Annotated in this window: 21 protein-coding genes; 9 read left to right on the forward strand and 12 right to left on the reverse strand. The window is 59.5% G+C overall.

Features of this window, described 5'->3' with window-relative positions; genetic code table 11:
* The first annotated feature begins 324 nt into the window (after window positions 1–324).
* The 3 genes from ACVMDN_RS33750 (at window position 325) to ACVMDN_RS33760 (ending at window position 3,000) form a co-directional block, all read left to right on the forward strand.
* A complete protein-coding gene (locus ACVMDN_RS33750) occupies window positions 325–801 on the forward strand; it encodes a redoxin domain-containing protein (RefSeq protein WP_076825096.1) in 477 nt (158 codons plus the stop codon).
* Window positions 802–932: 131 nt separating this feature from the next.
* Complete coding sequence (locus ACVMDN_RS33755) at window positions 933–2,297, forward strand: MFS transporter (RefSeq protein ID WP_076825098.1); 1,365 nt, start codon at window positions 933–935, stop codon at window positions 2,295–2,297.
* Window position 2,298: 1 nt separating this feature from the next.
* Window positions 2,299–3,000, forward strand: a complete 702-nt coding sequence (locus ACVMDN_RS33760) for an alpha/beta fold hydrolase (protein WP_076825100.1) — start codon at window positions 2,299–2,301, stop codon at window positions 2,998–3,000.
* A 195-nt stretch (window positions 3,001–3,195) separates the two neighbouring features.
* Here ACVMDN_RS33760 and ACVMDN_RS33765 read toward each other — a convergent pair whose 3' ends face one another.
* From ACVMDN_RS33765 to ACVMDN_RS33795, 7 genes are all read right to left on the reverse strand, one after another.
* Window positions 3,196–4,521 (reverse strand): MFS transporter, encoded by a 1,326-nt coding sequence (locus ACVMDN_RS33765; RefSeq protein ID WP_310885532.1) that lies wholly within the window; start codon window positions 4,519–4,521, stop codon window positions 3,196–3,198.
* A gap of 75 nt (window positions 4,522–4,596) precedes the next feature.
* A complete protein-coding gene (locus tag ACVMDN_RS33770; RefSeq protein WP_063790068.1) occupies window positions 4,597–5,130 on the reverse strand; it encodes a DUF1993 domain-containing protein in 534 nt (177 codons plus the stop codon).
* Between the two features lie 115 nt (window positions 5,131–5,245).
* Entirely contained in the window at window positions 5,246–5,821 is a 576-nt protein-coding gene (locus ACVMDN_RS33775; protein WP_076825104.1) for a cytochrome P460 family protein, read from the reverse strand.
* 215 nt (window positions 5,822–6,036) lie between these two features.
* A complete protein-coding gene (locus tag ACVMDN_RS33780) occupies window positions 6,037–6,288 on the reverse strand; it encodes a GNAT family N-acetyltransferase (RefSeq protein ID WP_057016340.1) in 252 nt (83 codons plus the stop codon).
* 42 nt (window positions 6,289–6,330) lie between these two features.
* Window positions 6,331–7,068, reverse strand: coding sequence for a peroxiredoxin-like family protein (locus ACVMDN_RS33785; protein ID WP_057016341.1), 738 nt, complete (start codon window positions 7,066–7,068; stop codon window positions 6,331–6,333).
* Entirely contained in the window at window positions 7,065–8,000 is a 936-nt protein-coding gene (locus tag ACVMDN_RS33790; protein WP_057015983.1) for a LysR family transcriptional regulator, read from the reverse strand. The genes ACVMDN_RS33785 and ACVMDN_RS33790 overlap by 4 nt, the downstream gene beginning before the upstream one ends.
* 121 nt (window positions 8,001–8,121) lie before the next feature.
* A complete protein-coding gene (locus ACVMDN_RS33795; RefSeq protein ID WP_456834689.1) occupies window positions 8,122–8,985 on the reverse strand; it encodes an antibiotic biosynthesis monooxygenase family protein in 864 nt (287 codons plus the stop codon).
* Between the two features lie 458 nt (window positions 8,986–9,443).
* On the opposite strand from ACVMDN_RS33795, the gene ACVMDN_RS33800 reads away from it, so the two are divergent.
* Both ACVMDN_RS33800 and ACVMDN_RS33805 read left to right on the forward strand, forming a co-directional pair.
* Window positions 9,444–10,535 (forward strand): ATP-binding protein, encoded by a 1,092-nt coding sequence (locus ACVMDN_RS33800; protein ID WP_310885531.1) that lies wholly within the window; start codon window positions 9,444–9,446, stop codon window positions 10,533–10,535.
* 107 nt (window positions 10,536–10,642) lie between these two features.
* Window positions 10,643–11,047, forward strand: coding sequence for a baeRF12 domain-containing protein (locus ACVMDN_RS33805; RefSeq protein WP_076824855.1), 405 nt, complete (start codon window positions 10,643–10,645; stop codon window positions 11,045–11,047).
* 167 nt (window positions 11,048–11,214) lie between these two features.
* Here the strand turns inward: ACVMDN_RS33805 and ACVMDN_RS33810 are convergent, their stop codons facing one another.
* Window positions 11,215–12,270, reverse strand: a complete 1,056-nt coding sequence (locus ACVMDN_RS33810) for an LLM class flavin-dependent oxidoreductase (RefSeq protein WP_076824853.1) — start codon at window positions 12,268–12,270, stop codon at window positions 11,215–11,217.
* Between the two features lie 889 nt (window positions 12,271–13,159).
* Between ACVMDN_RS33810 and ACVMDN_RS33815 the strand changes: the two genes are divergently transcribed.
* Window positions 13,160–15,709: an ATP-binding protein gene (locus tag ACVMDN_RS33815; RefSeq protein ID WP_310885530.1), complete on the forward strand. Its 2,550-nt coding sequence runs from the start codon at window positions 13,160–13,162 to the stop codon at window positions 15,707–15,709.
* Between the two features lie 251 nt (window positions 15,710–15,960).
* Here ACVMDN_RS33815 and ACVMDN_RS33820 read toward each other — a convergent pair whose 3' ends face one another.
* From ACVMDN_RS33820 to trpC, 3 genes are all read right to left on the reverse strand, one after another.
* Window positions 15,961–16,704, reverse strand: coding sequence for a response regulator (locus ACVMDN_RS33820; protein ID WP_057015984.1), 744 nt, complete (start codon window positions 16,702–16,704; stop codon window positions 15,961–15,963).
* 377 nt (window positions 16,705–17,081) lie between these two features.
* Window positions 17,082–17,891: a class I SAM-dependent methyltransferase gene (locus tag ACVMDN_RS33825; protein ID WP_076824849.1), complete on the reverse strand. Its 810-nt coding sequence runs from the start codon at window positions 17,889–17,891 to the stop codon at window positions 17,082–17,084.
* 423 nt (window positions 17,892–18,314) lie between these two features.
* Window positions 18,315–19,160 carry an indole-3-glycerol phosphate synthase TrpC gene (gene trpC, locus ACVMDN_RS33830; RefSeq protein WP_076824847.1) on the reverse strand — a complete coding sequence of 282 codons (846 nt, stop codon included), beginning with the start codon at window positions 19,158–19,160 and terminating at the stop codon, window positions 18,315–18,317.
* A gap of 432 nt (window positions 19,161–19,592) precedes the next feature.
* On the opposite strand from trpC, the gene ACVMDN_RS33835 reads away from it, so the two are divergent.
* Together ACVMDN_RS33835 and ACVMDN_RS33840 are read left to right on the forward strand one after the other, a co-directional pair.
* Window positions 19,593–20,528, forward strand: coding sequence for a LysR family transcriptional regulator (locus ACVMDN_RS33835; RefSeq protein ID WP_057015977.1), 936 nt, complete (start codon window positions 19,593–19,595; stop codon window positions 20,526–20,528).
* 615 nt (window positions 20,529–21,143) lie between these two features.
* Entirely contained in the window at window positions 21,144–21,839 is a 696-nt protein-coding gene (locus ACVMDN_RS33840) for a sensor histidine kinase (RefSeq protein WP_076828087.1), read from the forward strand.
* A 209-nt stretch (window positions 21,840–22,048) separates the two neighbouring features.
* Here ACVMDN_RS33840 and ACVMDN_RS33845 read toward each other — a convergent pair whose 3' ends face one another.
* On the reverse strand, window positions 22,049–22,663 hold the full coding sequence (locus ACVMDN_RS33845; protein WP_244558822.1) for a phosphorylase family protein: 615 nt from the start codon (window positions 22,661–22,663) through the stop codon (window positions 22,049–22,051).
* 292 nt (window positions 22,664–22,955) lie between these two features.
* Here ACVMDN_RS33845 and ACVMDN_RS33850 point away from each other — a divergent pair, with 292 nt between their 5' ends.
* Window positions 22,956–23,744: a response regulator gene (locus ACVMDN_RS33850; protein ID WP_083715022.1), complete on the forward strand. Its 789-nt coding sequence runs from the start codon at window positions 22,956–22,958 to the stop codon at window positions 23,742–23,744.
* Window positions 23,745–23,777: the final 33 nt, after the last annotated feature.

The raw sequence follows: 23,777 nt of genomic DNA on the forward strand, positions 1-23,777 counted from the left end.
ATGACATCGGCAGCTGTGGCAGCCATTTGTTCGCAGCGCGGGACGAAGTTTTCCAATAGCCAGCACGCATCGTTTCGATAGCGGCGGGGAATGCCGCCACGATGATCCTCTCCACCATTCGTAAATCAAGGCAGGTTGGCAGGTCGCGACGGCATCGCTGCACTCAGCAGCGGCGATAGCGATCGTCTATCGATTCTATGGCGAGACGTGATTTCCCTCGCCGGGGTTCGACCGTCACGGTGTGGGACATTTTTCAGTGAGCTGAGAAGAGGGATTGTTTAGTGCCTCGAACACCAGACATGTCCAACGCGGAGTGCAATTGTAATGCTGCAGAATAACGACGTCTTTCCTGCTCTCACCTTTGCTCGCGTCAGCGGCGGCGAAATCCATTTGCCCGCCGATCTGGCCGGTTGGTTCGGTGTGGTCTTGTTTCACCGCGGTTCCTGGTGCCCGTACTGCAACGCCCAGCTTGCTGCTTTCGCGAGAGCGGCCGACAAGTTCGCTGCGGAAGGCATCAAAGTCGTCTCCGTATCGGTAGATGATCGCGAAAAATCGGAGATGCTCGTCGAACAGCACAAGCTCGGCTTCCCCGTCGCTTACGGCGCCAACGCGCGAGCCGTTTCCGCGGTCACCGGCGCCTTCGTCAATGACGATCCTGTCTGTCTCCAGGCAACCGGCTTCATCCTCAATCCAGAAGGCCGGGTGGTGACGGCCGTCTATTCGACCCGCGCGATTGGCCGTCTGATGCCCGATGATGTGCTCGGCTTTGTCCGCCACCTCAAATCTTTGGTAAGGAAATGAACCCCAATGGCGACGTGCGCGGAGGTCGACGTATGGCACAGCCGATCGTGGAACCGTGCAGCCGCGGCGCTATCGATGCTGAACCCTGCCCCCGAGAACTCGGGCGCGAGGCGTCGCCTCGGTGCCGGCGCATGGTCCTCACGGCCTGTGTGCTCGCGTCTTCGATGGCGTTCATCGATGGAACAGCGCTGCCCGTCGCGTTACCGAGACTACGCGCTGATTTCGGAGCGGACATCGCTGCGGTTCAATGGATTCTCAACGGGTATATGCTGGCGCTCGCCTCGCTGACATTGATCGGCGGCGCACTCGCGGATGTCTATGGCAAGGCGCGCATGCTCGCGCTGGGTTGCGTCCTGTTCGGTCTGGCGTCCGCCGCTTGCGCGTTGGCGCCTTCGCCGGTCTGGTTGATCGCTGCCCGCGTTGCTCAGGGAGCGGCCGCGGCGATCGTTACTCCCGCCAGCCTCGCCCTGATCGGGGCCACCTATCCACGCGCTGAGCGGAACCAAGCGATCGGCGTATGGGCCGCCGCATCGGCTCTCACCACCGCCGCGGGGCCCGTCCTGGGCGGCTGGCTGACCGAGGCCTTTGGCTGGCCATTCGTGTTCTGGATCAACCCGCCACTCGCGATCGTAGCGGTGGGAATTCTGCTGGTCTTCGCGCCAAAAGATAGCCGCATTCCGCGCCAGTTCGATGTGATCGGCGCTGCGATCCTGGCTTCGGCGCTCGGCGCGCTGGCCTGGGCGCTCAGCCAGATCGGCCCCAGTGAAGCTCGGGTCGCCGCCGATGGTTCCGGTGGGACGACCACGGCGCTCGTGGTCGCCACCGGACTCGGCATTGCCGGCCTCGCCGTCTACGCGATTTGGGAGCGCAGAAGCGCAGACCCGATGACGCCGCCCCGTCTGGTGGAGAACCGCGCTTTCCTCGGACTGAACGTCGCGACCGTGATGATCTATGCGGGGATTTCCATCATGTTCTTCGTGCTACCTTTTGACCTGATCGACCGCCGCGCCCTGTCATCGACCGATGCCGGGCTTGCATTCCTGCCGTTCACGCTCGGCGTCGGGCTGTTGTCGAATGTCTTCGGTGGTTTGGCGGACAGGACTGGCGGACGGCCCATGCTCATTGCGGGACCGGTAGGCGCTGCACTGGCCTATGTCTGGATGGCGCTTGCTCAGAATGAAGCCTTGATGCTTGCCGTGATCATACCGATGGCGCTGCTTGGTCTGTCCTTCGCCGTGCTCGTGGCGCCGCTTACCGCGTCCGTCATCTCTAGCGTTGACCAGGCGGACGAAGGGCTCGCCTCCGGCGTCAACAATGCTGCGAGCCGGATTGCGCAACTTGCCGGCGCGGCAATGGCCGCCGGTGTCGCGTCGTTCGAGTCCGGCTACGAAGTCGGTCTTTTCGTAGCCGCCGCGACCTCGGTCTGCGGCGCCTTTGCGGCTGCAGCAATGCCGACGCTCGCTGCGGCGAAGGTGGAGAGTTCGGGAGAAGCTTAGAATGACAGATTACGTTCTGATCCACGGTGCGTTCCACGGCAGTTGGTGCTGGACCCGCGTGCGCCGCCTGCTGGCCTCAAAAGGCCACCGGGTGTTCACGCCGACGCTGACAGGTCTCGGAGAACGGTCGCATCTCTTGAGCCGTGAGGTCAGCCTCGGCACCCACATCGCGGATGTCACCAACCTCATGACTTGGGAAGAACTGCGCGACATTGTCCTGGTCGGACATTCCTATGGTGGATTTGTCGTGCGTCACGTCGCCGACCAGATGTCGGACCGCATTCGCTCATTGATCTATCTTGATGCCTTTGTTCCAGATAACGGCAAAGCTCTTTTCGATTACGTACCTGACAAGGGCAACAAGTTCCGAGCACTCGCAGCGACGAACGGCGATGGCTGGAAGCTCCCACCACCCCCGGCGTCGTTCTTGGCGGTGAACGCCGCAGACGCCGATTGGGTGGACCGACAGTGCACGATGCAGCCGTTGTCCACTTTTGAAGTGCCAGCGCAGATCAGCGGCGCTTGTGACGAGGTTCCAGACATCGGATACATCCGGGCGCGGGGCTATGACAGTCCATATTTCGACGGTTTTTACGCCCTCGCGCGGGAACGCCGCTGGTGGCGCGAGGAGTTTGCATGTGGGCACGATGTGATGCTCGACATGCCAAACGAACTGACGACCCTGTTGCTGCAACGAGGATAAAGAGAGACACCTATTCGGTCCCATGGTAACCGGCTGACGATGAGACACGCATTTCGCTAGGAGAGCGCGCCGGCGCCGGTGATCCCGGCGCCTAAGGCGTAGGTTCGTACGCGGTGTGTACCGGAGCCCAGACCGGGACGGCGCGCACATTGCCACGCAGCCGTCGACAAAGAGCCGGGGTTTCGCATTTGACCGCTATCTGAACCAGCGAGCGCTGCTGGCAGCGCCCCCCATCAGAGCGAAGACCATTCCGGCCACCAGGCAAAAGACCACGCCGTGATGTCCGCCCAAGCCGAAGATCAGCGAGACCAAGGCGGAACCAAGCGACCATCCGATGTAGCGAGCCGCGGCATTCATCCCACTCGCGGCGCCACTGCGTCCTATGGGTCCGGCCGTCATCATCGCAGTGTTGTTCGGGGTCTGGAAAAGGCCAAAGCCGACACCGCAAAGCGCCAGCCGCCATACGACGTCCCACTTTGCCGGAACTGTCGGCAGGAAGACCATCAGAAACAAACCAGCCGCCAACAACCCCAAACCGATGCTGCTAATCATCGAGGCGTCGTAGCGGATTGTCAAGCGGCCGGCGATTGGAGCCGTAATGGCAGTCATGAGCGGCCAAGGCGTCAAGAGAAAGCCGGTCTCCACGGCCGAAAGATGGAGCTCCGTCTCAAACAGAAACGGCAAAGAGACGTAAGCCAGAATTTGGGCGGCATAGGAGCAGACAGAGGTCCAGACCGATAAAGTAAACGGACGTATACGAAAAAGATCGAATGGCAGCATTGGCAGGGGATGCCAGAGCTGTTGTCGAACGAAGAGGCCGAAGCAGAAAAGACCGGCCAGCATCTCTCCCATCGCAATGCGCCCATCGCCAATACCCAGCGTGCCGACACCGGCAACGAACAACCCGAACGCCAACGCATTGAGAGCAATCCCTATCAGATCAAGAGAGCGAGGAATCCGAACATCTCGTGGTGCAACAGCGATGAACAGTGGTACCGCGAGGCCGAATGGCACAGTCGCCAGAAACAACCAAGGCCATTTTGCCACCGCAAGTATCGTCGCCGCGATGGTCGGCCCCACTGCTCCGGGTACCGCCACCGCTAGCGCGACCAACGCGAAACCCTTGCTGACCATGCTATGCGGATAGATCACGCGTACAAAAGCAACGCCGGCCACAGAAACTGCGGCCGCTCCGACACCCTGGATCAAGCGCGCACTCACCAGCATCGGCAATGTTGGAGCGAAAGCGCAACCCAACGACGCGAGGACAAAAATGGCGAGGCCGGCGGCGTAGACGGACTTAAGACCGAGCGATTCAAGCAGGCTTGCGACGGGCAACAGGCAGACCGTTGCCGAAAGCTGGTAGGCATTCACGACCCAAACGGTCGCCGCTTCACTACTTGCGAAAGAACGCGAGATATCAGGCAACGCGATATTCACGGTCGCGCTTGCAAGGGAACTCAGACCAAGTCCAAGCAAGATGCAGAGCATCGCCCAGCGGCGCTTCGACGCCGTCAGCATTCAACACCACCCATCAGGATGCGAACTCCGCGAATAGCGATTTTGAAGACTTCAGCACCGTGCCGCGCCCTGCCTTCACGAGTAGTCGCCGCCGCTCTGCTGACTGAGATTGCCGAGGTAGTCGCGCTTCCCGATCTTTGCTCCGGCGTACCGAAGGATCGCGTGCGCAATCGAGATGTGAAAGAAGAAGTCAGGCAGCACCAGGTGACGGATATAGTCGTCGCCGCCGAACCACCCGCGCACGATAGGCGGAGTCAGCTCGTAGGTGTGAGACTGCGCGCCGGCAATCTCATCCGGCTGCATGTTTTGCAGGAAGTCGCGCGTCTCGAGGAGACGCGCCTTCAATGCCGGATACATCATGGGGGTGGTACGGCGTGCTGGCGCGTCGCGCTGCATCAGCTTCGCCATGTGCGCATGGACTTTGTTGCAATTTACGAGGAACTGCTCTCCGAAAGTTAGCATATCGGGCGCAAGCCGCTCGCCAAGGATCCTTCCGGGTTCAACACCGCCGACTCGCTCCAGCGCCTGGGCGTGGTCGAGATAGTCGGCCATCACGTTCAGTCCGTGCAGCATGACAGGGACCGTGACGTCATACACTGAGAAGGACACGCCGAACTCCGTTCGCTCATTCGTGCTTGACCTTCCGCCTTGGCGCACAAGCGCACGGAATTCGACATTGAATTCAGCGATGCCGCGGCGGGCGGAGGTCTACGCATACGGTCGTCTAGTGACGCAGGACGGGGTATCCATTCACGTAAATCCAGTCCGTGGCCTGGGCCGGCACGTGGCACCCCTGACAATCGGAATGGTAGTCCGTCGAGGTGGTCTTGAGCGGCTTATCGGCGTCGAACCACGACCACCCCCACCCGTCGCCCCACAATGGGTTGCCCGGATGCGTTCCCTTGCCGTCCCTGACCATCACGAACCAGCCCTGGAGCTTGTCGGCGTGGCTCACCGTACCCGTGGTCATCTCGTTCGTTGAAGTCGCGAATACCTCTTTCACCAGAACGGCACCATCCGGGAAGTGGCCCGTCTTCCGATAGGCGTCGATCGCACCCGGGGATGCATAGACGGCGTGAACTTCTTTCGAGCCCTGGCCGCTGTCGGCGGCAATTGCCCAGCTGCCGAGCGCTTGGTAGAGGGTTCGGTAGTCCGCCGGCACGCGCAGGTGCCCTGCGGCATCCACCACGTCCGCGGCCGGGCCGACCGGCCCAGCTCCGCTGATCTGCGCGAGCGCCGTCACGGTGCCGGCGACCAGCGAGACGGCGACAGCCAATCCGACAGTCTTCGAGAATTTCATTGACGGTCTCCTTTGCCGTCCGCGCGGCGTGCTGACTTGGCGCGGTTTCAATCACTGGTTCAATCGCCGCGGAGCCGACCGCATGCGCTTGGCTAGCCAGCCTCAAAGATCGGACGCAGCCGACAAAATTAGAAATTCCCTTTGGACATGTATTCGATAGGCGCAAGGTATTGTCGCCCAAGAGCGCTGCGCGGTGGCGTCCCATCCGTCCACGATCAGCCGTCGAGGAGTGCGCCGTACTCGGAATGCCGAGACGCGTAGAACGACATGAAGGGGCACTTTGCGATCACTCTTTTCCCGCGGCTTCGCAAGGCTTCGAACACGCCATGCGCCAGCCTCGACCCGTACCCCTGGCCAGATAGCTCTTGCGGCACCTCCGTGTGAAGCAGGACGACGCGTCCGTCTTCGATCTTGTAGTAGGCGACTGCGAGCAAGCCGCCGCCGAGGGGCATTTCAAACCGGCTCATTGCCGGATTGTCCCGGAGGTCACTGTCCACCTTCGGCCCCCTTCACCTGGATGTCGAAGCGGCCCGGCGCAGCGAAGCCAGGATTTGCGCCGGATCTTCCCGTATTGTGAAGTCAGGCTCGACGAATGCGCTGCGGATCCGGCCTTCCGCGTCGATCACGTAGGTCGCGGGAATCGGCAACATCCACGTTGATGACCCGTGCCGTGCGCCGAAGTCGAACCCTAAGCCGGAATAGTGTGCCTTGGTCTCGTCGGGCACCCGGAACAGGACGCCATACGACATGGCAACGCCGTAGTCGACGTCGGAGAGTACTTTCAGGTCCAAGCCCAGGTTTCGCTTGAGTTGCCGCGGAAAGTCCCTCGTCTCGGGCGTCACGACCGCGAGGGTCGCGCCGATGCTCTCGAACTCATCCTTCGCGGCCTGGAGGGCACAGAGCTCAGCGGTGCAGAACGGGCACCAGCCGCCCCGGAAGAAGCTCAGGACGAGGGGTCCGTTTCGGCGCAGCTCTTCAGAAGAGTGAAGACGGCCATCAGCGTCCGGCAAAAGGAAATCCGGCGCGTCGTCTCCGACCTTCAACGCGTGCGATGCCACGTCTGTATCGCGGAGCCAGCCCACGAGGTGGTTGTATGACTCCCAATCCGCGGCGCTGAACGTCGTCAGCAACTCGGTGCGCATCCGGGCGAGTGTCTTGTCGGTTTGGCTTAGCATCGGCAGGGAGTTGTCAAGCTGAGGATCGACGGGTTGGAAGTGGTTTGTCGACTGGGTGCGTGTGTGGGTCATGCGGACGCTCTCGTCACATCCGAAACCGTTGCGTTCGGTCCGGCCCGGTCGGTGACTTCGAATGACCAGTCGCGAAGGCGCGCGACCTTGACGAAAGCGTCAAGCGCCGGCGAGTAGCGGCGCCCCTGCACGGCCAGTAACCGCACCTCCCGCGAAACCGGCGAGCCTTCGAGCGGTATGGTCTTGAGCGCTGGAAGGCGAGGCATGTGCTCGGGCGCGAGGATCACGCCAAAGCCGGCGGCGGCCATGTGCTGAAGGTGCAGGTCGTGACCGCTGCAATGGCCAAGTTGGGGCGGTTCCTCAGGGAAATAGGACTGCCGGATCTTCACGGCTACGTCACAGTCGGCGCGTTCCAGCAAGATGGTCTCACGGAGGTCGTCGATGCCGATCGAAGGACGGTTTGCCAGTCGATGTGTCGGCGCAAGGACCGCGACGTAGCGCTCCTCGAACAGCGACCAACCGTCGATACGATCGGGCACGTCCTGCACGTCCCCGACCATTGCCGCGCTGATCTCCCCCTCAAGCAAGAGGTCGACGAGCTTGTCAGTCGCGACCTCGCGCAGCTCGACGTGGAGGCCGGGAACGAACTTCGCAATCTCCGCGATCGGATCGACGACAAGCGAGGCCGAAATAGACGGGGCGAGGCCGATCTTCAGTGGCGCGACGTCCTTGCGCTGGAACTCCTGGGCTCGGCGACGCACGGCCTCTGCCGAGGCCAGCGTCCGCTCCAGCATCGGAAGGACTTCCTTTCCTAGATCGGTGAGCTGCGTCAGCTGACGCTCGCGGTAAATCAACTGGCCGCCGAGTTCCTGCTCGAGCTTCTGCACCCCCTTGGTTAGGGCGGGCTGCGTGACATTGCACTGCTCGGCCGCGCGGGTGAAGTTGAGCGTGGATGCGACGGCGAGGAAATAGCGAACTTGATGAAGCTCCATGGGGTGCGTTCTCTATCAAGGTGCGGCTGTCGATACTGACGGGCCTTCTCCACGACGTGGCGGGCACGTCAAATCATAGGGCGTAGATGCAACTTGCATGCGCACATTGAAACGGCCTGTCCTATTGATTTGGACGCACGGACACGCTTTCAGGAGCTTCTGAGAGCCGAGGCTCGCTCTGCGAAGTCGGCCGAGAACAGGACGTCCCCAAGGCGAGCCAGCGTCCCGGGAAGCTCCGCCTGGCGGGCTGGCGCCATCCCAAGCGGGGACCCGGTCTTGACGGCGCCTTCGCGACGGAGCGCGTCAGAAGGGTCTCACCGCCCTTGGTATCTGCGTAGTATTGCGGCGCCTCGCGACGGTCGTATTTCCCATAGTCGCGAATAATCCGGACCCTTCGGACTCTTGCCTTGTCGATCGGCGCGAAAGCATCCTCATAGGCCCGCGCTGCAGCGGCGTCCTTCCAGCATATGAGCAGAATCAGGTCGCCGGGCGTCAGCACCGCATCGAAGATGTCCCAGGACATACAGTCGGCAGCCCAAGGGTTCAGTCCGAGCCATTCGGCGCAGTCGTACGGGTTGTCGGTCCGCTTCCATTCCGCGGGGCGAGTCGCGTTGATCAGCGTGACCGTCGTTCCCTCCCCGACCTCAGTCTCGTCGAGCCGCTGCTCGGTCAGAACGTATCCCGCAGGCAACTGGTTGTCGGCTGTGATCTCACCAACGCGCAAGTGGTAGTCCGCGAGGATTTCGTCGCGGCTCTTCTGCTGGACTTCGCGGTGGCGCATGTTGGTCCGCCAGCGGACAAGTGACTTCTCGTCCCGCCAGCTCGAAAGCGAAAGGAACCACCCGTCGCGGATCAGGCTCTTGTAGCCGATGTTGTCGACGAAGCCCTGGACGCGCTGCAGTTCGGGGCACAGCATCTTGGCATTGTCAAGGTATTCATCCCAATTCCCATCATTCGGGCGGATCTCGAAAATCACAGAAAACATGATCGTATCTGGCTCCTGGAACGCTTCGACGTACCCGATCTCGATGTTACGCGCCGGCCAAGCGCAATATGGTTGAAGCATCGAATTGCCTGCGGCGAATGGGAAGTGACGTCACGCCATAAAGTCGATAGCCGGGCGTTATGATGGCCGCAGGCGTTCAGCATCGGGCCGGCGTGCACCAAGCGGCTGCTTCAGCAACCTGTCTCGCCCATGAGGTCACCGCACGCCGATTGGGCGTCGCAAGGAGTTCCGCTCGGCAAGTCTCGCTGGGTAACCGGCGCGCCTCCGCTGCAGCTAGTCACCGGCCTTTCAGTCAATCCGATAACGCTCGGCTATCGACTTCATGGCGAGAGGTGATTTTCCTTTCGTCCGTCATGAGCTCAGTCTCCAGGCATGAAGTTCGCGTCCAGACGGGCAAGTCGCTGTTCCCCTGAAAGATCGCAGGTCAGAGGTCCGATATGCAGATCAAAGAGACAATCGGCGTTTCATTGCCCAGCTCTGTCGAAGTCCCGCCGCTAGAGGATGTGGTCGTGCTCGTGGACAGCGCTGGCGTCGCGCTCGGAGTGGAGTGTGCGTTTAGCGCAAGGGTGCGAGGCACCCGTGACTGCGGTTGCGGTCTCATCGCCTCCAAGTACGTGGAGATCCCGCTCGTCGGGTCCGATGGCGAGGTGTCCGGGATTTTATGCCATACCGGCGCGACCTCCGACGCGCGCGGTGTGGTCGCTCCTCGCAGGCGAAATGGGATGCGCGCCATAACGGAGCCGACGCAGCTCCTGGTCCACAACATCAACAACCTCCTTGTCGTGATCGACAGCGGCTCGTTGCTACTGGAGGGCCAGAGCGACGCCGCACACCGAAAGGCCGTTCTTGGCAAAATGCAGGAGGAGATTGCACAAGGCGCGTTGTCCAGCCGGCCGCTCGACGCCGAGCAACCATGCCCGAAGCCGATCGACGGGTTTGTCTCAGGCATTCGCCTCGCAGCGATCGCAGGCACGCTTTACTGGACGTTGCCCGCGGACATCGCGGTCCGCATCGACATCGCCCCTGACTTGTGGGCCTTCAATGCCGACCCGGAGGAGCTGTACTTCGCTTTGCTGGATCTTTGCCGAAACTCGGCCAATGCCATGCCAAGGGGCGGCACGATATCGGTCACGGCACATAACGTCGAGCCCTCCGCCGACGCGGCCTGGAGATTCGTCGAGATCGTCGTCGCCGGCGACGGTGACGGCACGCCCGAGAAGGCCCTCTTGCCGGCCCCGTATTTCACGACAGAGGCCGAAGGCGGCACGGGCCGCGGGCTCACCCAGATCCGGCGCTTCGCTGAAGGACGGGGCGGCACGATCTGTATTAAGAGCGAGCGGGGTGCCGGCACGCAGGTACGTCTCTTCCTCCCGCGCGTGCACACAGCTCCGCTCCAAGGCGCTATCTTCGGCACGGAGATCGCGTACAGGCCGTCATCCAACGGCGGAGTATTTTACGTTGTAAGCCCAGCAACGGCCATGACGCCCTCTTGGCCGGCGAACAACTCTGGAGACCACTTCGACAAGTAAGCCCGTGATCCGCTTGGTCGTCTCGACCGTCCGGTCGACCGCAATACAGACCACTTGTCGGGCAAGCAAGTGTCGTAGCTGTCGCATCCTGAAGAGGAGATCTTTCGATGATTCTACCTATCGGTACGACAGTAGCAGTCGCTGACGGCAAGACGATTCGCATGTTCCACAATACAGGCGTGAAACCCGGGGTACACTTGGTCGAGATTACGGCGGCTTCGCCTGTCCGGTTCCCCACCAGCTCGAGTGCACGGGCTCACGTCGGCGTTGTCAACTTCCAGGGCAGGCGGCTCGTCGAAGACGACTTCGCGGCGATCACGGCCGCATTCCTGAACAAGCTCTGCTTGGACGGGATCATAGAACACCTGGTCGTTGTCTCCGACCAAAGGACCCTAGGTAAGATGCGCAAGCATTTCCACGGCGACCTGAAGGGAAAGATCATAGGTGAGCTCCCGAATGATTTCAGCGGGCGACCGCTCGAGGACATCGCCTCACTCATCGCCGACGCTTGACCTGCCCTCTGGAAACGACTGGCAGGCAAGCCTGTTCTGTCAAAGCCCGCGCGAATAGCTACGATCAATTAGTCCCGCAACCGATTTCGAAGGCGATGGAGCTGCTGATCCTCACTGCTCAATGAGCCAATGTCCTAATGCATTACCTGCGGCGCGGGCCATCGCCTTCAATGACCCTCCCCTTGCGCGTCTGACGGATGCCGCAAGAAATCGGGAATGATGGTCGATCGCAAAGCCGCGATCGTTTGGAGCGATGCCGCAAGCGGCAAATTTCCGAACGCGAGTTGGCACATCAAGTACGTAGCCCCCGCCTCAACGGCTTGCTCCTCGAGCGCCTCTCGCACGGTGGATGGCGATCCGACCAAGCAGAACCCCTCCTCCTGTGCCTCTTCAAAGGACTTCGGCAGATTCGGCGGTAGGGGCAAATTGCGAGTTCGCGAAAGGAAGGTAAATGTCTCGAACCATTGCGCGTAGGCGGGAGCTGCAAGAGCATTTGCCTCAACGTCCGACTCGGCTATCACGACAATGCGAACCATGCCGAGCAATGGCATCTTCTGCGTTGGTCGCGCTATCCAATGCGCGCGGTACTCATCCGTGATTGACCGAATTGCGCTGCTCGTTCCGACGCACGCGATGTTGATCGAATTCTGGGCCGCCCATCGAGCCGTTTCCGGCTTCGTCGTCCCATACCATAGCGGCGGATGCGGCTTTTGGATCGGTGAGAGCGTGATCGGCACGTCAGGGATGCTGAAATGACGGCCGCTATACGTAAGGGCGTCCGCTTTCATCGCTTTGATAACGATTTCGACTGCCTCGTTGTAGCGATCTTGCGCCTCAGCGATCGCAACGCCAAAAAACGACAGTTCGAGCGGGACGCCGCCGCGGCCGATACCAAGGTCGAGTCTGCCCCCACTCAGCTGATCCAGCATGCAGATCTCTTCAAATGCACGCAACGGATGATACAGATTCAACAACATGACCAATGGCCCGACCCTCAGCCTGCTTGTACGTTGCGCCACGGCGGACAAGAACAGGTTGGGTGAAGCGGCCAGGCCGTGTGGCGTGCCATGATGTTCGGCGACGTGATAGGAGCGAAAGCCAGCCTCATCGCAAGCTGAAGCGATTTCTAGTCGGTCGTTATACTGCTGGCGAAGGTTGCCGCCTGCGTGATCCAAATGATCAAAGACACCAAAGCTGAGGGCTGGCGACATTGCGTGGTTCATAGCAGCTTCTCCTTAATCTCATGCTCGGACGTCAGATCGCCTAGCTGGCTGTCCTGGTGGTCTTCGAAGTAGCGTCGGCCGCATAGACCGGTTGATGTGACGAGTCCCTCAAGCTTCGCGAGCATTTCTCTTTGATCATGCTTCTTCGCTTGGACATATGTCGCGAAGCGCAGACCGTCCAATCACCTCCAGCTATCGAAACGATAGCCAGGCGGTCGCGGCATAAGGTGTTTAGATTAGTGGCGTCGGTTCACTCGATCGAAACGATGCGTGACATTGATGAATTGGGATCGTTGATCGACGTTCGTCGCGACAGACCGCGCGTTAGCGCGGCTCATTAATCCCGCTACCAGTGGCTAGTGCCAGCGTCGACCCAAAGGCTTCGACGATATGCTTGACCGATTTGACCAATGCCCCTCAGGCGAATCCCTTGCCTGGAGCTCCATCGGTGAGCCGACAAATCGCTATAGCGACTGTAAGCCAGCGAAACTATCACAATTGTAACGCGCTTCATCCGCGTTGAAACCATGCTGTGACCGCTTGTCGCCTCATACTGTCGCGCAATTCGACACTAGCGTGCCCAGGACGAATTGGCATGAGATGAAGACTGAGATGGTCTCAGCCTTTCCAGCTCTTCCGGGGAGTACCAGCTCATACAACGCGTCGGCTACGACCTCAGAATAAGCAGCGAAATTGTGCAGGCGACTTATGCGCGCGCGGCGCGCGCCTTTTGGAGCTGTCGGCCCAACCCGTCTGAGTTCGGGAGCCTCGCGCATGGAGGGTGGTCACCGACTGCTGCTCCCTTAAGCGGCACAGCAATCGCCTCTGTCCAAACGAGATTCCTCGGGTTGGGGCCAGATCGGAAGTGACTCTTCTGTCAAGACTGTTCGTGCTGGTGGCAGTTGCACTTTTGCCGGCGATCGCGATACAGGGATACAACGAATTCGATCGACGGCGTGCGCGCCAGTTCGACGTGCAGGACCATGCGCTTAGCCTCGCCAAGCTTGCGGCCGCGGACCAGCAACAAATCGTCCAGGGAATTCGCCAGGTCTTGATCGCGCTGTCGGAACTCCCATCAATCAAGTCGAGGGATAGTTCGCGATGCATTGCTTATCTCAGCGCGATAAAGCAGCGGTTTCCGGCATTCATTACCATTATCGTAACCGACTTGAACGGGCTTAGCTTTTGTCACACTGACGGCAAGCAGGTTGCCGTTGCCAAGCGCTCATACTTCACCCGCGCACTCGCAACCGGCGCTTTTACGGTCGGTGAGTTTTCGATAGGCCTATCGTCCGACCGAAACGTTATACAGTTTGCACTGCCGTTCTACGACGACAACCGGAGTATGGGCGGCGTCATCATTGCGAGTCTCGGTCTGGACTGGCTTGGCGACTACGTCGCTCGAAAGGCTTCGACAGGGTCCGCGCTCGCCGTCACAGACCGCAACGGCACCTACCTCGCTCGCTATCCCGATAACGACCGGTTTGTCGGAATGAAGATGCCCGGGTTCAAGCATCTGATGATGGAGGGCCGCGACGCGGTCGATATTGCCGACGTCGATGGTATTGAGCGAATTCAAAGCCGCGCCGTCCTCGAGGACGAGTCTGGCGGATTCGTGATCAGCTTCGGTCTCGATAAGGCGCAGGCTTTCACCGAGATCCAACGTGAGACGCTGCGAGATATCCTTCTCATCCTATTGAGCACTACGCTGGTGTTGGCGCTCGCATCATTAGGCGCCCGACAGTTTATCCACCGACCGCTTGGACGGTTGGTGGATGCCGCAAACCAATGGCGACGGGGCGAGTTTTCCCGACGTGTGGACATTGGCGCAGATGGGGAAATCGCGCTAGTTGCCGACGCGTTCAACACTATGGCTGATGCGTTAGAGTGCCGCGAGAGGGAATTGTCCAAAGCGAAGGATGCGGCCGAAGAAGCCGCCGCTCGGATCACGACCATCTTTGAAAGCACGAATGACAGCGTGCTCATCGTCGATCGGGACTGGTGCATTCAGTACCTTAACGGGCCGGCCTGGGCGTCGATCGCCGAGGGCCATGATATCATCGGCAAGACACTGTTCGAGGCGTTTCAAGACGATCGCCAAATTGAAGTCTTGCAACAAATCGAAGAGAAGACTTCAGAGCAACAGCCGGCATTCGTCGAAGTGTACTGCCCACGTCGAAATATCTGGTACGCAATCAATGCGTTCCCTTCAAGCCAAGGCTTCGCGATTTTTCTCCGCGACATCACCGAGCACAAGCATGCATTGGAGGCTCGACACCAGATGGAGGAACAGCTCCACCAGAGCCAGAAGATGGAGTCCGTCGGTCAGCTTACTGGCGGTGTCGCGCACGATTTCAACAATCTGCTCACGGTCGTTTCCGGGAATCTCGAACTCGTCGAGACGGCTACGGATGTCCGCAAGGTCCGCAAGTACGCCGCTGCCGCGCAGCGTGCGATTGACCGTGGGACAAAACTGACAGCACAGCTCTTGGCGTTTTCAAGGCGCCAAACACTGAATCCAAAGGTGTTCAATGCCAGCCAGCGCATTTCAGAGTTTCAAGATCTCGTTCGTCAGGCGGTCGGAGCGGGATACGAAGTCAAGCTTAGGACCGATGATCAATTGTGGCTATGCTATGTTGATCCATCGCTGCTAGAAACCGCTCTGCTCAACTTGGTGCTGAACGCACGCGATGCCATGCCCGATGGCGGCGCGCTCCAGATTGAGACCCGAAACATCGTTGTAGAAGAAGGTGCCCTGACGGGGTGCGTGGCCGGACCCTACGTCAGGCTATCCGTAACCGACACAGGGTGCGGCATACCTCCGGAAGTCCAGGATCGGGTGTTTGAACCGTTTTTCACGACCAAGGAGGTTGGCAAGGGAACCGGGCTTGGTCTCAGCATGGTCTATGGCTTTGTCCGACAATCCGGAGGACATGTCGCGATTGAAAGCGCGCCTGGAGAGGGAACCACGATTTCGTTGTATTTGCCTAAAGCAGCGCAGAAAGCTGAAGTCGAGGAAGACGTCAAACCGGCTCAATTGATAACGTCCGGCTCGGAACGCATCCTGTTGGTCGACGACAACAAGGATATTCTCGAGGTCACGTCGGAAATGCTGACCATGCGCGGGTATCAGGTTTCTTGCGCCCGTAGCGGAGCGGAAGCGCTTCGAATGTTGCAAAGCGACCAGGAGTTTGAATTATTGCTTACAGATATCGTGATGCCAAACGGCATGAGCGGAGTTGAGCTTGCACGCGACGCGCGGCGACTGCGGCATGGCATCAAGATACTGCTCACATCGGGATACGCGAGAGATGCGTTGCAACGGCATAATGCCGTGGATGAATTTCCGATCATCCGCAAGCCTTTTCGCCTTACAGAGTTGGCGCGCAGCATTCAGGCAGTCATGAAGTGTACAAAATCCGCGACCGCTGACCGATAGGCTCGCGTCACTGAATTTTGTCGCGGTCTCCTTCGAGCGCGAGCGTCTAGGCCGCGAACCGTTCATTCAGTTGATGAATGACGCGCAGGCCAAGATCTCTCCGTTCAAATCTCTTCGGGCGGGCATGGCGGGTATAACCGATGAGGTCGGAGGCCATGGTATCGAACTCATTTTCAGCTCCCGCAATTTAGGAAGAAGTTCATCCAGGCCTTTTTCGTGAAATTTGCGCCGGCAAGGGCTGACCTCCAGTATCATGAAGCCTCCACGGAAAGAGTGAAGACGTAGCCGACACCGCGTTCGGCGCGAATGATGGAGCGGCCGTGCTCCGCGTCCCCGAGCTTTCGGCGCAAGCGCATGACTTGCATGTCGATGCTGCGGACAAATGCGTGGTCGTGGACACGTGTAGCCTGCAGCAGATATTCGCGTGAAAGGGGCCTTTGCGGCGCCTCAAGAAATGCCCGCAACAGCGCATATTCGCCCTTGGTGAGGGCGACCGGGTCACCGCGCGGATTGGTGAGACGGCGTGTCCGCCGTTCGAGCCTCCATCCGCCGAAGCAAAGGTGGCCCGCTTCATTTCGGCTCCGCCGCTTGGTCAATCCAGCCTCACGGCCTCTCAAGACAGCGCGGATACGAGCCAGCAATTCCCTCAAGCTAAACGGCTTGTTGATGTAGTCATCAGCTCCTAGCTCTAGCCCAACGACTCGATCGGCTTCGTCCCGGAGGCGTCCAGTAATGATAATGATGGGTATACTGGATAGAGCGCGAAGTTCGCGAAGGAGATCGAGGCCACATTCTTGCCCGAGCTGCAAATCAAGCAAGATCAGATCGGGTTGAATTCTTACAAGCAACGGCGCCACTTCGCGCGGCCGAGAGGCGCAGACCACGCGGACGCCATATTCTCCCAGATAGTTCGTCATCAAGTTGCGCAAATCATGATCGTCGTCGACGAGGAGGCAAGTGACGTCGGAGCGGCCTTCCGGGCCGAATGATGTCATGCGCGGTCTCAACACTTGAATGCCACGCCCGCGGACCTCAACGAGTGAGAAGCCTTGATCCTGGCTTAAAGTCCAGTGCTCCGGCAGGCCGGCGTTTCCGCCCGCCATAGTTCGTTCCGGGCACCTCAGCGTTGCTCGATGAAATCTGCGTCTCAACTGCCCAATTGTCGCAGTCCGCAACGAAATCGTCCAATGCGCGGCGAATATGGTTTTCATAGCTGCGGAGAATGCTTCCGCGTCCGCTCGGCATCGTTCGTATGCCGAGGCGAGTTGCGGACCAGGTCTTATCAGCGAGATCAACCGACCATACGGGGCGTACCGAAAGCGCATCGATCGCGGAGGTCTCGCACAACTAGTCCATCAATGGACAGGCGCCGTCAGACGCGCGACCAGCCGCAATGCTGATGAGCAAAGCCGATCTGAGCATGGGCTCCGGTCACCGCTTGACGCAGGTGGATCTCAAGTCTGTCGATATCGATCTCGCCGGGTGCGGCAAGGCCTATTTCCTCAGCTCTCGGCAACAGCGTGCGCAAGGTCTCTGCCGCCCATGCGTAAAGAGGCGAATCAGGGCTGCCTCCCACCGGGGTCTCCGAAAACAAGCGCGGCGATCTAACCCCTGCTTTGTGGAACAACTCCACCATACGAGCACCGGCATCCGGGTACGTGACAACCGAGCGAAACGTCTTAGAGATGAGGTCGCCGGTATTCTCCCACAACGGCACCATGGGAAAGGACCACCACGTCCCGAGAAGGAACACCTCATGGAAGGCAACTACGCCCCCCGGCCGCAGATGAGTGACCGCTGCGCGGATCAGTGCCACCGGGTCGCTCTGGTGCACCAAGACATAGCGACCGATAGCCAAGTCGAAGTTTCCAGGACCAATCATTTCGGAGGCATCGCCTTCCACGAACTCGATATTTGCATGACCAGCGGCGCGCGCCCGGTCACGCGCCATTGCGATCGCAGCGGCATTACGATCGATCGCGACGACGGCTCCGCACGCTCCGACAATTTCAGCTGCGAGCATGGCCACATCCCCTGCTCCGCAACCGAGGTCGACGACTCGCATGCCTGGAGCCAACCCGATCTCGCGAAGTAGCCGCGTCGTGATCGGGCGCAGGTTGTCTGCCTGCAGCATCAACCGGCGAAGCTCCCGCTTCGAATGCCCCAAAACGTAATCTTGCATCAAACAGTCTCCCGTGTTGCGCTGCGGTCCGGATGGTCGATATCGGCGATTTCTGACTGAACCTACCTAACGCTTTCAGTGCATGGTGGCCGTTCGCTGTCACATCAGGATTACAATTTCCCATAACTCAGCTACGGCGGTGATTGTGCGGCACCTGCTGGCGAGGAAAGCTGCCAGCTCGAAAAAACGGATGATCATCCGAACGGCAACGATCTCTAGCAGTGCCGTACATTGGCCGTTGAATGTATCGGGCCGGTGTTTGTCATGGCAGGGCGTTTACGATATCCGCAAGCTCGTCGAAGCCTGGATATGCAAGGACATCGACCGCGCGGAGCTTAAACTACTGCCGCTCTGCATCTCTCCGTGCAAGCTGCTATCAAACTGAGGCCAACCGTGCCAAGGCTACTCGTGCGATCCAGCTCGCTATACCGTTCCTGCCGATCGCTCCGAACCCCGACCGGCGCCGGCGCTAACCCTGTGCCGCGTGAGAAGCGAGCGCGCTGCTGCCGCCACATCGGGCTGCCGCATCAAACTCTCGCCGACCAAGAACGTCGACATGCCGACCCGTTCCAGCCTAGCCAAGTCATCCGGCGTGAAGATGCCGCTTTCGCCGACCATCAGTCGTTCTTTCGGTATCAGCGGCGCCAGCGCCTCGCTGGTGTCGAGCGTGGTGTCGAAAGTGCGGAGATTGCGGTTGTTGACGCCGATCATCGGCGAGCGGAGTTTCAGCGCGCGATCAAGTTCGGCGCGGTCGTGGATTTCGATCAAGACGTCCATGCCGAGCGCCAACGCGGTGTCCTCGATTTCCTTCGCGGCACTGTCATTGAGCGCGGCCATGATGATCAAGATGCAGTCGGCGCCATGTGCGCGCGATTCAACAACTTGATATGGGTCGAAAATGAAATCCTTTCGCAACACTGGCAAATCAGTTGCCGCGCGCGCCGCGACCATAAAGTCGAGGCGTCCTTGGAACGAGGGCGTATCGGTCAGCACCGACAGGCACGCCGCGCCACCGGCCTGGTAGGCCTTTGCGAGCGCCGGCGGATCGAAATCGGCGCGAATGAGTCCCTTTGACGGAGAGGCCTTTTTGATCTCGGCGATCAGCGCATACTCCCCGGCCGCATGCTTATCACGGACCGCGCTGACGAAATTGCGTGGCGGTCGCGCCGTCTTCGCGCATGCTTCGACTTCGGAAAGAGGACACGCTCGCTTGGCGGCGGCGATCTCCTCGCGCTTATAAGCTTCAATCTTCTTCAAGATGTCTGACATTGGCACCTCAATTGTCGACGTTGCGATTTCTTCGAAAGATCGTCGTTTCGCCAACTGAGTACAAATCAACCGTCATCGACGCAAAGTCACATCTTAGATAGCGCCGCGTTAAGAAGTAGAGCGCCGCGCAATGCCATAAACTAGACAATCGCAAGGGATTGCTTCGGCGAACTGCCTCCCGGCTGATAGGAAAGCCGCGCCATTCTTCACTGCGCGGCCAACACAGTTGCAGAACGACCAAGCGCCCCTCGCCTGCGTCAGACACAAATGGCATAGAACGAGTCAGTGATGACGCTCGCAAAGGCTCTAGAAAGCGTGTCCGTGCGTCCAAACAATAGAGCCGGACCATTCAAACGTTTGCATGCAGGTTACATCTACGCTTCATCGTTGAGGCATACCCCGTCACGTCGTATTGGAGTGATATCGACCCGTATGCAGCTTTATCAAGTTCGCTATTTCCTCGCCGTCGCATCGACGCTCAACTTCACCCGCGCGGCCGAGCAGTGCAATGTCACGCAGCCCGCCCTAACCAAGGGGGTGCAGAAGCTCGAGCAGGAACTCGGCGGCCAGTTGATTTACCGCGAGCGTCAGCTGACGCAGCTCACCGATCTAGGAAAGGAAGTCCTTCCGATGCTGGAGCGGACGCTGGCCTCGGCAGAGGCCGTGCGTCGCCGAGCCCAGGAGTTCCAGCGCAAGGACGTCGCGCCACTGAAGATCGGCCTCGCCCCGTCTATTTCGGCCTCGCTTGTCGTCGATCCGATCGCGGAGATTGCGAAGTTCGTTCCCGGCCTCCACGTCGAGCTGCGCGAGGTCGCGACTGACAAGCTCGTCGACCTCTTGCTTGAGGGGGAGATCAGCGCGGCAATGGTCGGGGACGTGCAGGACGTGCCCGATCGTATCGACGGTTGGTCGCTGTTCGAGGAGCGCTACGTCGCGGTCCTTGCGCCGACACATCGACTGGCAAACCGTCCTTCGATCGGCATCGACGACCTCCGTGAGACCATCTTGCTGGAACGCGCCGACTGTGACGTAGCCGTGAAGATCCGGCAGTCCTATTTCCCTGAGGAACCGCCCCAACTTGGCCATTGCAGCGGTCACGACCTGCACCTTCAGCACATGGCCGCCGCCGGCTTTGGCGTGATCCTCGCGCCCGAGCACATGCCTCGCCTTCCAGCGCTCAAGACCATACCGCTCGAAGGCTCGCCGGTTTCGCGGGAGGTGCGGTTACTGGCCGTGCAGGGGCGCCGCTACTCGCCGGCGCTTGACGCTTTCGTCAAGGTCGCGCGCCTTCGCGACTGGTCATTCGAAGTCACCGACCGGGCCGGACCGAACGCAACGGTTTCGGATGTGACGAGAGCGTCCGCATGACCCACACACGCACCCAGTCGACAAACCACTTCCAACGATCGCTTCACCGCCTAACGCCCCCTATTGACGCCAATCCAAAGAGACAGCACGAGGGCCAATCGCGAAGGTGCCGGACGACGGCGCCCACGACACATTTGAAAGAGATGTCCCGTTTGAAAGAGATGTCCCGTTTGAAGGAGGTATCCCGTCTATCAAATGCATGTCCAAAGGGAATTTCACACTTCATCGCAAGCGTCCGATGTTCCGGTGCGCTTCCGTCCAAGCGCACTCGCTTGGTTTCGCCGCCAGTGAGATACTGACCGAAAGACTTGCGTTCCGGTCGCTCACCGCGCGCGAAGGGTAACCGAGACCTCCGTGAGATTAGCTACGAATATGCCATGGCTTTAGTCTCTGCTCGTTCGCTGCCGTCTGATCGAAAATCGAGAAGCGCTACCACCTCGGTCATCTACCTATTACCGCAGCATGGACTAAGCGGCGCGCACCGACTTTTACAAGACGCACCCCAGCTTGGGGACGTTGCGAGGAGCCACTGGTGCGCTGCAGGGTAACAATGACTTCGAAACGGAAGACGCGAGTTGCGGGAGTTTCCATGAGAATATCCGAGGAGACAACAGCATGCATTTGATGGAAGAACTCGCAAGCGGGGTTGCTCACGACTTTAATAACAGACTGCAGAACATGGCGAGCGCCCTCAGTCTAATGCGTGCGCGTGTCGCGGCCGGCTGCACGTCTGACTTAGATTCTCTCATAGAAGTTGCAGAGCGGTCGTTGGTCAGCGCCAGTAAACTGGCGCATCATCTTATGAACATTGGGCGTAACACGGACGTTCAAGCGGGCAATGTGTTTCAGCTCAACGACGTTCTCCTTTCAATGAACGATCTGCTGCACTGCGCCGCCGGAGACCGCGTCGACCTGCGCTTGATTATGTCGGCTTCAACAACTGCAGTCCGATGCGACCCCCACCTGCTCGAATGCGCGATCATCAACCTCGTAATAAATAGCCGGGACGCCATGCCCAAGGGCGGCACTATCACAATCGAGACGAGCACGACTTGCTCATCCGAAGGCGACAATGGCTACCGCTATGTTACGCTATGCGTCACGGATTCTGGCGACGGCATTTCATCCGACGTCATAGCGAAGGTATTCGAACCGTTTTTTACGACGAAGCCAAATGGTGTTGGAACGGGGCTCGGGCTTCCGATGGTACGCCATTTTGTTGATCAAGCGCGCGGACACATTGAAGTCCACAGCGCGCCGCATCAGGGCACTTGCGTAAGAATCAACTTACCGATCGCAACCGAACGTTAGAGATCCGCGATTCGTGCTGCGGGTGAGAATATTCAATGCTAACAGTCCAATCCAGCCCATCGACAACAGAGATCTTGATATTCAACTCCGATCGCGAACATCCAGAATCAGGGCTAGTGAGCCGTGGGCCGCAGCAACGCTCGGTTCTTCCACGGCTCCGTCGTCAGCATTTCGGGAAAGCGCCGCAAACTTGCGGTTCCTTGTTTGTATCAGGAATACTCATCAAGAATGCTTTTCAGTCGGCGCCAGAATAAATCAGACCCCTTTGCACAATTGCTCGTCCATTGCTCTGAGGCTGATTCATCAGCGCCATCAGTTACGTATTTGAACGCGCGCCAGGCAACGTCAAATCGCCGACATACGTGGGCTATGGCGAACAATTCCATGTCAACCACATCGACGTTGTTCGAAATGAGCCAGGAATCGACTGAGGTGACGAAACTGTCACCCGTCCCGCATACAGCGGAGCCATGACCAGAGGCCAAGATTGGCTCAGCATGGCCAAATGGCGTTGTGCCACGTGGCGCTAACGGCATTGCCATCATGTCTCGCTGAAGCACATGAGATACTTCGACCAAACCGCGCAATTCTTTCGTGATCTTGCCACAGGTTCCGTAGTTTACGAGGAGACTTGGCTTCTCGGCCAATATCTCTGTCGTAGTGGCGATCGCGGCGTTAATTTTTCCAACACCCGCGTAAACGACCTTAACGTCACCGACAGCGCTTGCGGCGTCAAGTTCGCTCTCCAGTGCCGTTAGCACGACGATCCGCGGCATCTCCTTTTTGGTCGGCGCTCTCCATGCCTTCCCTTTTGGATCAAGCATCGTTTCTCCGTTCGCAGTGAAGCCATCACTCGGAGTCTGGGCACCATTCGCTACCGATTGATTTCAATTTCGGATTATTGCGTTACAGATGCAATCTGATCGAACATATTTGAGCGCGCCCCTAGTTCGCCTCATATGCACTCGAAAGGACGTTGAAATAAGGACACCGCTCTCCGAAACGTGTGCTGCGATACCGGATGAGGTCCCATATACCGCTAGCGCGTCGTGGAGGGCCGGAGAGATTCGGTGACGACAAAGTATAGAGGGTGAGCCACTGCGCGCTACTGCATCAATGGACAATCAAGAAGACGATCAGCCGTTCGTGTCGGCTGAACCATCGGCAACGAGTAACGCGGCAGGCCGCAAATCGCCGACATGCCTGGTCGTGGAAGACGACAGCACCATGCGGCATCTAGTAACGAGCTATCTCGAGGATCACGACATCCGCGCGGTGTCCACCAGCCGTCGTGACGAGGTCAGTGGATTGATGGCACGTAGTCAGCCGGATCTGGTGGTGCTCGACTTGCGGCTTGGTCATGACGACGGGCTCGATCTGCTTCGCGAGATACGCGCTCAATCCAACGTTCCCATCATCATCACGACGGGCCAGCGCCGCGACGAGATTGATCGCGTGGTCGGGCTCGAACTGGGCGCGGACGACTATATCACCAAGCCGTTTGGCTTGCGGGAGCTGCTGGCCCGTATCCGCGCGGTGCTGAGGCGCCGCGAAGCCGGCCAGACCAATTCACCGCGCGATATGGAAAAAGGCCGCTACCGATTCGGTGACTGGCAGCTCGATCGTCGAACCCGGCTCTTGACGAACTCCGGCGGCGAGCCAATCGCCTTGACCAAAGGCGAGTACGCCCTTCTGACCGCTTTTCTCCAAGCGCCGCTGCGGCCACTGTCGCGCGAGCACCTGTTGCAGGCCACGCGCATTCACGAAGATGTCTTCGATCGCAGCATCGATGTGCAAGTGCTGCGGTTACGACGTAAGCTCGAACTTGATCCCGGCATGCCGTCCATCATCCGCACCGAGCGGGGCGTGGGATATGTCTTCTCGCTACCCGTCGAGTTGGTGTGACTTCGGCACCGCCGGAACCGCCGACGTTTCGTG

This window comes from Bradyrhizobium sp. USDA 4510 (assembly GCF_054059095.1).